Source organism: Nocardiopsis coralliicola (assembly GCF_054779695.1).
Window position 1 is genome coordinate 1 of sequence record NZ_BAAGXT010000082.1, and the last position, 10,345, is coordinate 10,345.

The following is a 10,345-nucleotide window of genomic DNA, read 5'->3' on the forward strand; positions in this document are numbered from 1 at the left end:
CCGCGCACATCGTCGCGGCCGGCGCGGCCGCCGCGCTCGCCAGCGCGCTGCTGGCCGGCCTGTTCGCCTCGCGCGCAGCGTCCCGCCGCGCCGCGGCGCTCATCGACCGGCTGGCCCGGCTGCGCGCCGACACCCTCGCCCTGGCCCGCAGCGAACTGCCCGCCATCGTCGCCCGCCTCGAACGCGGCGATCAGGTCGATCCGGACTGCGCGCTGCCCGTCCTCGACTACGGCGCCGACGAGGTCGGCCAGGTGGCCGACGCCTTCACCATCGCGCAGCGGACCGCCGTGCGCGCCGCCGTCCGCCAGGCCGACCTGCGGGCCGGAGTCAGCCGCGTCGTCCTCGGCATCGCCCACCGCGACCAGTCCCTCGTGCAGCGCCAGCTCGCCCTCCTCGACCGCATCGAGCGCGAAGAGGAAGACCCCGACCTGCTCGGCGACCTGTTCCTGCTGGACCACCTCGCCACCCGCGGCCGGCGCAACGCCGAGAACCTCGTCATCCTCAGTGGCGGCCGCCCGGGCCGCCGCTGGCACGAGCCGGTGCCGCTGGTCGACGTGCTGCGGGCGGCGGTCTCCGAGACCGAGGAGTACGCCCGCGTCGACGTGGAGGAGGTGCCCGGCCTCGCGCTGTCCGGTGCCGCCGTCGCCGACGTCGTCCACCTCCTCGCCGAGCTGGTGGACAACGCCACCGCCTTCTCCCCGCCGCACGCCCGGGTGTCGATCCGCACCGAGCCCGTGCCCAAGGGCGTCGTGGTCGAGGTCGAGGACCGCGGCCTCGGCATGCCGGAGGACGCCCTTGAGCGCGCCAACGCCACCCTGCGCACCGCGCCGGAGTTCGACGTGATGGCGCTCAACCGCGACCTGCGGCTGGGCCTGTTCGTCGTCGCCCGCCTCGCTGCCCGGCACGGCGCCGCCGTGGAGCTCTGCCCCTCGGCGTGCGGCGGTACCCGCGCCGTGGTGCTGCTGCCGGCCGCGCTCACCGTGGCGCCCCCGGCGGCGCAGGGCCGCAGCGGGCCGCCGACCGGCCCGTCGGCGGCGATGGCCCGCTCCGCAGCGGGCAGAGCCGCTGCTGCACCCGCCCCCGCCGCCGCGGCACCCGCGGGCCACCCGGTCCGGGGGATCCAGGCCGCAGCGGAGCAGGCGCCGGCCAGCGCCCCCGACCCGGCCCCGGCGGACGCTGCGCCGGAGGGCACGGTCCGGCCGGCGCTGCCGCGGCGGCGCAAGCAGGCCGGGCTCGCGCCGCAGCTGCGCACCGAACCGAACCGGTCGGGGCCCGCGCCGACCGCTCCGGAGGACGCCCGCCGGATGATGGAGGCGTTCCAGAGCGGAACCCGCCGCGGGCGCCGGGACGAGCTCGAACACATGGGAGAGAGCAGCGACTAGATGGTGCACAACAGCAACGCAGCGGCCGCGGACCTCAACTGGCTCCTCGACGACCTGGCCGACCGCGTCGTCGGCGCCGAACACGCCGTCGTGCTCTCCGCCGACGGCCTGCTGATGGGGCGCTCCCGCGGCATGTCGGCCGAGGACGCCGAACACCTCTCCGCGGTCGCGTCGGCCTTCCAGAGCCTGGCCCGCGGCACCGGCCGCCAGTTCGGCGGGGGAGCGGTGCGCCAGACCGTGGTGGAGATGGAGCACGCCTACCTCTTCGTCACCGCGGCCGGCGAAGGGGCCTGCCTGGCCGTCCTCGCCGGCGAGGAGGCCGACGTCGGCCTGGTCGCCTATGAGATGAACATGCGGATCCGCCGCGTCGGCGCCTTCCTGTCCTCCGCGCCCCGCGTCGGCACGCCGTGAAGGGGCCGGCCGGCGGTCCCGCACGGCCGCGCCCTCCGACCGCCGGCGGCCCGCTGGTGCGGCCCTACGCCCTCACCCAGGGCCGCACGCGCAGTGCCGCGGCGGCCCAGCTCGACCTGATCAGCATCGTCGTCGCCCGGAACCGTCCCGCGGGCGCCTCGGACAGCCTCCGCGGCGCCGGCGGCGACGGCGGCACCGCCCGCCGCCCGGAGCACGCGGCGATCCTGCGCAGCTGCCGCAGCCCGGTCTCGGTCGCCGAGATCTCGGCGCGGCTCGACCTGCCGGTCACGGTGGCCAAAGTACTCGTCGGCGACCTGCTCGACACCGGAGACGTGGTCGCCACCGCGCCGCCCACCGCGGAGCGGCCACCCCAGATGAACCTACTTCAGGCGGTACTCGATGGCATCCGACGTCTCTGACGGCTTTCCCGGCACCGCACCCGGAGCCGGCGGCGGGCCCGAGGCCGGCCCGCCGCCGATCGCGGTCAAGATCCTGGTGGCCGGCGGCTTCGGTGCCGGCAAGACCACGCTCGTGGGTTCGGTCAGCGAGATCACCCCGCTGAGCACCGAGGAGCTGATGACCGAGGCCGGGCGCGGCGTGGACGACGTGCGCGGTGTGGAAGCCAAGTCGACCACCACGGTCGCGCTCGACTTCGGCCGCATCACCATCAGCGACGCGATCGTGCTCTACCTCTTCGGCACCCCGGGCCAGGACCGGTTCTGGTTCATGTGGGACGAGCTCGCCGACGGGGCGCTGGGCGCGGTCGTCGTGGCCGACACCCGCAGGCTCGACGGCTGCTTCCCCGCGGTCGACTTCTTCGAGCGGCGCGGCATCCCGTTCGCGCTCGCCGTCAACCGGTTCGACGGCTCCGCCCAGTACACCGCCGACGAAGTCCGCGGCGCAGTCGACCTTGCCGACGACGTTCCGGTGGTCCCGGGCGATGCGCGGGACCGCGCCTGCGGCAAGGAGGTCCTCACCCAGCTGGTCGAACATGTGATCCGGCGACGCACCCCGCAGCACGCGGGGTGAGCGCTACGATGGCCCGGCGACGCGTGCCCCCCGTGCACCCGTCCGGTCCACACCGCCGAGTCGTTAGCATCTCCCCGTGAATCCTGACAGCAAGCAGAATCCGGACCGGCTTCCCCCGCGCGACCTCCCGCGGCGGCGCTCCGGCCGGCACCGCAACCCGCTCTCCTTCGACAGCTGGGTCGGGACCCCCGAACTGATCCTCGCCGTGCCCGGCGGCGACGCCGAGGCCGAGGAGATCGGCCGGCAGATGGCCGACCTGCTGCGCTCCTACCGCCCCGAGGTCGGCATCCGGCACGGGCTCACCGGCGCGGCGGGCGGGACCGCCGACGCGCCGTCCGCCCTGACCGCCGCGCTCGACGGGCTGGGTCCGCAGGAGGGGCGTCCGGTCAGCGGCATCGTCGTCCCGCTGGTCACCGGCCCGCACGGGCCGACCACCCGGGCCATCCAGCAGGCCATCGCCGAGTCCGGTGCCGACGTGCGCGTCACCGAAGGGCTCGGGCCGCACCCGATGCTCGCCGAAGTCCTGCACCTGCGGCTGGCCGAGGCGGGCTTCGTCCGCGCCGACCGTATGCGGCTGATCAGCGTCGTCGCCAACGACACCGGCATGACCGACGGGGTCGTCGTCGGCGCCGCCGGCGGTGCCGACGCGGTGAGTGCCGCCGGCGTCACCGCCGTCCTGCTCGCCGCGCGGCTCGGGATCACCGTGCTCCCGGCCGACCTGGACGACGAGGCCGCCACCGCCGAGGCGATGCGCCAGCTGCGCGACGGCGGCTCGACCCGCCCGGTCATCGCGCCGGGGGTGCTCGGCCCGGAGCTGGCCGAGGGCCGGCTCGCCCACCTGGCCCAGCAGCACGGCGCCCGCGCCAGCGCTCCGCTCGGGGCCGGCGGCACGCTCGCCAAGATCGCCGCCCTCCGCTACGCCGAGGTCCTCAACACCCTGGGCGTCGAAACCCCGCCGAGCGCCGACGATCTCCCCGCTCCCGTCGGCTCCCGCCACCGCCCCGAAGACTGATCCCCCCGTCCCCCCGACCCCGGCCGAGCGCCCCGCTCGGCCGGCCGACCCCCTCCCGCCTCTCCCGCAGCTGCTCCCGAGGGGCGGCATCCCGGCCGTGCTGAGGGGCTGCCCCTCTGCCTCCGGCCGCTGCGCGGCGGTGTCCCGGAACCGCCCGTCCCGCAGCAGAGCGCTCCCTCCCCACGAACGGCCCGTTCCCCTTCCCCGCCGGCGGGCCCGCTCCGCCCGGTGCCCGCCGCCACCTCGCGGGAGCAGCGCTCCGGCCGGATCGGCCGCCTGCAGCAGGTCCTGTTCCTGCTCGGCCCGGCGCATCCCCGCCGGGCGCTGCCGCGTCGGGGTGTTCCGCCGGTCCGGGGGCCGACTCCGGCCCGCGCCGTCCGGGCCGGCGCCGCGAAGAGTGCGTTCCCAGCGGCGGGCCCGGCGCCCGTTCCGCGGGCGCCACCAGCAGTTGTGCACTCAATGTGACGGAACCACCACGGAGAGGTGGGGTGCTGCTGTAGCGTCTGCCGCATGGCCGCGACGTCCACGATCCGCGGGCAGCTCACCCGCATGGTCCTCATCCCGAGCGTGAGCTTTCTCGTCCTGTGGACCCTCATGACCGCTGCAGGGACGGTCCAGGCAGTGGCGATCGCCCGCGCCGTCGCCGACGGCCGCAGCGGCACCGCCGCCTATGCCGAAGTGCTCGCCGCGCTGCGCGAAGAGCGGCGCCTCTCCCAGATCATCCTCGGCGCCCCGGGCGGGTCCGGTCCGGCCGCCGAGTACGCCGAGCAGCGCGATGCGACCGACCGCGCCCTCGCCGCGGCCCCGAACGACGGCGCCGGGCCCGCCGCCCGGACGCTGCAGGACCTGCGCGGCGAGGTCGGGGAGGACGGGATGCGCAGCTCCGTCCTGGAGGGCTACAGCGCCGTCATCGCCGACATCGCCGAAGACCGCGACGCACTCCTCGACGCCGCCCGGGACGGCGCCGACGCCGCCCAGGCCGCCGCCGCCCGGGACCTCGGCTCCGCCGCCGAGGAGTTCTCCCACGCCGAGGCGCTGCTGGCCGGCGCCATCGCCGCCGACGCGCTCGCCTACCAGGAGACCTCGCACTTCACCTACCTCACCGCCTCCTACCGGGACACCCTCGACGCGGTCGAGCCGGAGCTGTCCGGCAGCGCGCGCACCGCCTACGCGCGCACCGTCGGCGACGACGACTGGTCGCGCACCGAGCAGCTCAGCCGGGACGTCGTCACCCGCGCCCCGGTCACCGAGGACCCGGCCAGCGGAGCGCACTTCAACACCGAGGTCGGTGTGGACGCCGCCGAGTGGCGGACCGCTGCCTCCGCTGCGCGGGACCGCCTCGACGCCCTCGCCGCCGCCCAGCTCGACGCGGTCTACGACGGCGCCCAGCACGCAGCCCTCGAGCGGGTCGCCCTCGCCGCCGGCGGGGCCGCACTCACCCTGCTGGCCGGAGCCGCAGCGATCTTCGCCGCAGGACGCTCCGCCCGCCGGCTGACCAGCCGCCTCGGCAGGCTCCGCGCCGCGTCGCTGGAGACCGCCGGCGGCAGGCTCCCCGACCTCGTCGCGCGCGCCTCCGGCGGCCGCCGCGTCGACGTCGACGCCGAGCTGCCCCGGCTGGCCGGTGCCGCCGGCGACACCCGGGGCCGGAGCCGCGACGACGAGCTCACCGCCGTTGCCGCCGCGTTCGACACCGCGCAGCGCACCGCGGTCGGCGCCGCCGTCAAGCAGGCCGAGATCCGCGAGGGCGCCAACCGCGTCTTCCTCGGCATCGCCTACCGCAACCAGGCCCTCGTCCAGCGCCAGCTGCGGCTGCTCGACGAGATCGAATACGCCGAGGACGACCCCCAAGCCCTGAAGCGCCTCTTCCGCCTCGACCACCTGGCGACCCGCGCCCGCCGCTACGCCGACAACCTGATCATCCTCGGCGGCGCGCACAGCGCCCGCCGCTGGCGCGGTCCGCTGCCCATGGTGGACGTGCTGCGCGCCGGCATCTCCGAGACCGAGGACTACGAGCGGGTGCGCCTCACCTCGGTCCCCGACGCGCGGCTGCGCGGCACCGCCGTCGCCGACGTCGTCCACCTCGTCGCTGAACTCGTCGAGAACGCCACCCAGTTCTCCCCGGCCGGGACGCCGGTCGACGTGCACTGCGCCACCACCTCGGCCGGCATCGCCGTCGGTGTGGAGGACCGCGGACTCGGCATGACCGAAGAGGGGTATGCCGAGGCGGCGCGCACGCTCGCCGACGCCCCCGAATTCGACGTCATGGCCCTGCCCGACGAACCGCGGCTGGGCCTGTTCGTCGTCGCGCGCCTCGCCGCGCGGCACGGCATCGCCGTCCGGCTCACCCCTTCCCCCTACGGCGGCACCCGGGCCACCGCCGTCCTCCCCCACACCCTGCTGGAGAGCGGAACGGGGGACTAGGGGATGTCTGGCAGACACGGCCGCCGGCGAGAGGGCGGCGGCGGAATGGTGGACGGGGGCGCGCTGCTCCGCCCGTTCGCGGTGCGCGCGGGCAGCCCGGCGGCTCCGGCGCCCGGTGCGCCCGCCCCGCCGGGCCGCACCGGCCCCGACGTACTGGCCACCGTCGCCGCCACCGAGCGCGCCCGGCCCGAGACCGAGCCGGCGCCGGAAGTCGCGCGCATCCTGCGGGCCTGTGCCGCCCCGCGCCGCCTCGCCGACCTCGCCGCCGAGGCGGAACTGCCGCTCGCTCTGGTGCGCCATCTCGTCGCCGGCCTGGTGGAGGAGGGCCGGTTGCGCACCGCGCCCCCGCCGCGGCCCGGCGACGATGTCCTGGGGCGCGTGCTGGAAGGGCTGCGTGCGCTCTGAGGGGCCGGCAGAGCCGTCGTCGGGGGTTCGCGGCGGGGCGCTCGGAGCGTGGCGGGGGCCCGGTCCTCTCTCTGGGCCCCGCCGGTGCCGGTGCTAGCGTGTCCGGCCGTGAATGACGAGCGCATCGGAATCATCGGCGGCGGAATCATCGGCCTGGCGCTGGCGGCCTGGATCGTGCGCGAGCGGCCCGGCGCCAGAGTCACCGTGCTGGAGAAGGAGGACCGGGTCGCGGCCCACCAGACCGGGCACAACAGCGGGGTCGTGCACGCCGGGCTGTACTACCGGCCGGGGTCGCTGAAGGCCCGGCTGTGCCGGCGCGGCGGCACGCTGCTCAAGGACTACTGCGCCGAGCGCGGCCTTCCCTACGAGGAGGCAGGCAAGGTCCTCGTGGCACGCAACGACGACGACCGCGCCCGCCTCACCGACATCGCGGCGACGGCCGAGGCCAACGGCGTGCCCGGCACCGCCCTGCTCGGCCCGGACGGCCTGCGCGACCTGGAGCCGCACGTCTCCGGGGTCGCCGGCCTGCACTCGCCGCACACCGCCATCACCGACTACGTCGCCGTCGCCGAGGCCCTCGCGGACGACGTGCGGCGCGGCGGCGGCCGCGTCCTGCTCTCCACCCCGGTGATCGACCTGCGCCAGGACGCCGGCGGCGCCGAGGTGCTCACCGGCCACCCGCAGGGGGAGCGGTGGCGGTTCCGCTTCGACTCGGTCGTGCTCTGCGGCGGGCTGCACTCCGACCGGCTGGCGAAGATGGCCGGCGCCGGCTCCGACCCGCGGATCGTCCCGTTCCGCGGTGTCTACCACGAGCTGGTGCCCGAGCGGCGGCACCTGGTGCGCGGCCTGGTCTACCCGGTGCCCGACCCGCGCTACCCGTTCCTCGGCGTCCACCTCACCAAGCACGTGCACGGCGAGGTGATGGCCGGGCCCAACGCGCTGCTCGCCGCCGCTCGCGAGGGATACCGGCTGCGTGACGCCGACCGCAGGGACCTCGCCGAAACCCTCGCCTGGCCGGGCTTCTGGCGGCTGGCGAAGAAGCACTGGACGGTCGGTGCGCGGGAGATGGCGGTGTCGGCCTCTGCCGCGGTGTTCGCCCGCGAGGCGTCCCGGCTGGTTCCCGGCATCACTGCGGGCGACCTGCAGCCCGCGCCGGCCGGAGTGCGGGCGCAGGCGCTCGGCCGCGACGGGCGGCTCGTCGACGACTTCGCCATCGACACCGAGGAGCGCATCCTCTGCGTCCGCAACGCTCCGTCGCCGGCGGCCACCTCGGCGCTCGCCATCGCCGAGTACCTCGGCGAGCGGCTTCCGCGCAGGCCCGGGACCGCACCGCACCGGCAGCGATAGGGGGAACCGGAGCCGGCCGAATGCGGCCCCGGGGGTCTTTCCGTGAGCCAGGGACCATGATCACTGACTACAGAACGTAGAAGTGCAACGTGGGATATGACGCCAGTCACAAGGGTCCCCGGGGTGACCGGAACGCGAGAACGCCGACGGGGCAGGAGATACCGCCGGTGACCGAGGGGCAGTGCGATTCCGCTCCTGGTCACGGTGGGTAGACATGTCGTGGGCGCACCCGCTCGGGCCCGTCATTTCGGACATTGGCCGGGGATTGGGAGCAGGGGTACGGAATGCCTGCGGCTGCGGCGATCCCGCTATTTTGTTTCGTTTCAGGTCATCCGAAACGGGGGCCGGAATCACACCCGGAAACGGGAGGCGCGCCGGGGGCAGCCCGGGATACCGTGGAACGGGCGGGCGACCGCCCGTCCACCCACCGCAGAGCACGGAAGACGACAGTGACCGAAGTGACCGACATCGTCGACGAACTCGAATGGCGCGGACTCCTCGCGCAGACCACTGACCTCGACGAACTCCGCAAGGCCCTCGTCGACGCACCGGTCACGCTCTATTGCGGGTTCGATCCCACCGCGGGCAGTCTGCACGTCGGCCACCTCACCCAGATCCTCACGCTGGCCCGCTTCCAGCGCGCCGGCCACCGGCCGATCGCGCTCGTCGGCGGCGGCACCGGGCTCATCGGCGACCCGAAGCCCTCAGCGGAGCGGACGCTCAACTCGCCCGAGACGGTGGCCGGCTGGGTGCGCACGCTCGGCAGCCAGCTGTCGGCGTTCCTCCGGTTCACACCGGAGGGCGCAGAGCCCGCGGCCACCGACGCCGTCCTCGCCAACAACGCCGACTGGCTCGGTTCCATGTCGGCGCTGGAGATGTTCCGCGACGTCGGCAAGCACTTCAGCCTCAACCAGATGCTGCAGCGCGAAACCGTGCGCAGCCGGCTCGACGGCGACGGCATGAGCTACACCGAGTTCAGCTACGTCCTCCTGCAGTCCTACGACTTCGTGCAGCTCTACCGGCGCTACGGCTGCACGCTGCAGACCGGCGGCAGCGACCAGTGGGGCAACATCACGGCCGGCATGGAGCTGGTCCGGCGGATGGACGGCAACGGCCCGCACGGCCGCGCCCACGGGCTCACCACCAACCTCCTCACCAAGGCCGACGGCACCAAGTTCGGCAAGACGGAGACCGGAACGGTGTGGCTCGATCCCGAGCTGACCAGCCCGTATGCCTTCTACCAGTTCTGGCTCAACGCCGACGACCGCGACGTTGTGCGCTACCTGAAGGTGTTCAGCTTCCGCACCCGCGAGGAGATCGGCGAGCTCGCCCGCCAGACCGAGGAGCGGCCCGCCGCGCGGGCGGCCCAGCGCGCCCTGGCCGAGGAGCTCACCGCGCTGGTGCACGGCGCGGACGAGTGCGCCAAGGCGGCCGCGGCCGGCCACGCCCTGTTCGGCCGGGCCGATCTTGCCGACCTCGACGCCGCAACACTCGGTGCAGCGCTCGCCGAGGTGCCCGGGACGGCGCTGGACGGCCTCGGTGCGGGCGTGCCGGTGGTGGACCTGCTCGCTGCGGCGGAGCTGGTGCCGAGCAAGTCGGCGGCACGCCGCGCGGTGCAGGACGGCGGGGCCTACCTGAACAACGCCAAGGTCACCGATGTGGACGCCGTCGCCACTGAGGCCGACCTGCTGTTCGGCCGCTACCTGGTGCTCCGCCGCGGCAAGCGGAGCGCCGGCGGGGTGGTCGTCGGCTAGCAGCACTACCGGTGCGCGGCGGTGGCCGGACGGCCCCGCCGGACCGGCTCGCGGAGTGCCCGGTGGTGCGCAGCGACTGCGCCACCGGGCACACCCGCCTCCTGAGCCGTCCCGCGGCCACTGCGGTGCGGGGGAGCGGGGGCCGGGCGCGGAAGGCGCCGGCACGGCACACGATTCGTCTCCTCCGCGCGTGTTTAGGCGGCTTGGCCACCGGGCAGGACACCCTCTGCACAGACCTGCCGCGCGGTGTGCACCGCGCGCCCGATCGCTCCGTCCGCCGCCGAGTGCAGCGGGCGAGTTGACCGCGGTCGGAGGAGCCCCTATAGTTATCCGAGTCGCCACGGGCGGCGCCGGGTCCCACCCGGCGGAACCCGGTTCGGTGGCACTCCCTGACGGCGCCGCTCCGGGCCCGCAAGGGAGCACCGCACTCCAGCAGACATTCTGATCCGTTCAGATCGGTCGCGGGGACGTGCTAAATTCGGAGAAAGCGGAATAAGCGCCCTGACAGAAGAGCTTCGGAAGATTGTTTTTCGGAGGCTTGTATGCGGTGAGCGGTTGTTTCTTGAGAACTCAACAGCGCGTGT

The 10,345-nt window shown here is 75.0% G+C and carries 9 protein-coding genes; all 9 read left to right on the top strand.

All coding sequences use genetic code 11. From position 1 onward, the window contains the following. On the top strand, positions 1-1,382 hold a 1,382-nt coding region (locus ACYVGT_RS27675), incomplete at its 5' end, for a sensor histidine kinase (protein WP_460863700.1). Continuing rightward, a complete protein-coding gene (locus ACYVGT_RS27680; protein ID WP_460863703.1) occupies positions 1,383-1,793 on the top strand; it encodes a roadblock/LC7 domain-containing protein in 411 nt (136 codons plus the stop codon). After that, positions 1,790-2,212: a DUF742 domain-containing protein gene (locus ACYVGT_RS27685; RefSeq protein ID WP_460863705.1), complete on the top strand. Its 423-nt coding sequence runs from the start codon at positions 1,790-1,792 to the stop codon at positions 2,210-2,212. The genes ACYVGT_RS27680 and ACYVGT_RS27685 overlap by 4 nt, the downstream gene beginning before the upstream one ends. Further along, on the top strand, positions 2,193-2,822 hold the full coding sequence (locus ACYVGT_RS27690) for a GTP-binding protein (RefSeq protein WP_460863709.1): 630 nt from the start codon (positions 2,193-2,195) through the stop codon (positions 2,820-2,822). The genes ACYVGT_RS27685 and ACYVGT_RS27690 overlap by 20 nt, the downstream gene beginning before the upstream one ends. A gap of 76 nt (positions 2,823-2,898) precedes the next feature. Beyond that, positions 2,899-3,834: a sirohydrochlorin chelatase gene (locus tag ACYVGT_RS27695; RefSeq protein WP_460863711.1), complete on the top strand. Its 936-nt coding sequence runs from the start codon at positions 2,899-2,901 to the stop codon at positions 3,832-3,834. 510 nt (positions 3,835-4,344) lie between these two features. Further along, positions 4,345-6,255, top strand: coding sequence for a sensor histidine kinase (locus ACYVGT_RS27700; RefSeq protein WP_460863713.1), 1,911 nt, complete (start codon positions 4,345-4,347; stop codon positions 6,253-6,255). Between the two features lie 3 nt (positions 6,256-6,258). Further along, the gene (locus ACYVGT_RS27705) at positions 6,259-6,660 is read left to right on the top strand and encodes a DUF742 domain-containing protein (protein ID WP_460863716.1); all 402 of its coding nucleotides are present in this window, start codon (positions 6,259-6,261) and stop codon (positions 6,658-6,660) included. 108 nt (positions 6,661-6,768) lie between these two features. Continuing rightward, positions 6,769-8,007 carry an L-2-hydroxyglutarate oxidase gene (gene lhgO, locus ACYVGT_RS27710; RefSeq protein WP_460863718.1) on the top strand — a complete coding sequence of 413 codons (1,239 nt, stop codon included), beginning with the start codon at positions 6,769-6,771 and terminating at the stop codon, positions 8,005-8,007. A gap of 458 nt (positions 8,008-8,465) precedes the next feature. Further along, entirely contained in the window at positions 8,466-9,761 is a 1,296-nt protein-coding gene (tyrS, locus tag ACYVGT_RS27715) for a tyrosine--tRNA ligase (RefSeq protein WP_460863720.1), read from the top strand. The last annotated feature ends 584 nt before the right edge of the window (positions 9,762-10,345 follow it).

Bases quoted from the DNA above. Each gene is read 5' to 3' on its own strand.
- ACYVGT_RS27705 (WP_460863716.1), top strand. From the start codon at position 6,259: ATGTCTGGCAGACACGGCCGCCGGCGAGAGGGCGGCGGCGGAATGGTG.
- ACYVGT_RS27690 (WP_460863709.1), top strand. From the start codon at position 2,193: ATGGCATCCGACGTCTCTGACGGCTTTCCCGGCACCGCACCCGGAGCC.
- ACYVGT_RS27700 (WP_460863713.1), top strand. From the start codon at position 4,345: ATGGCCGCGACGTCCACGATCCGCGGGCAGCTCACCCGCATGGTCCTC.
- ACYVGT_RS27680 (WP_460863703.1), top strand. From the start codon at position 1,383: ATGGTGCACAACAGCAACGCAGCGGCCGCGGACCTCAACTGGCTCCTC.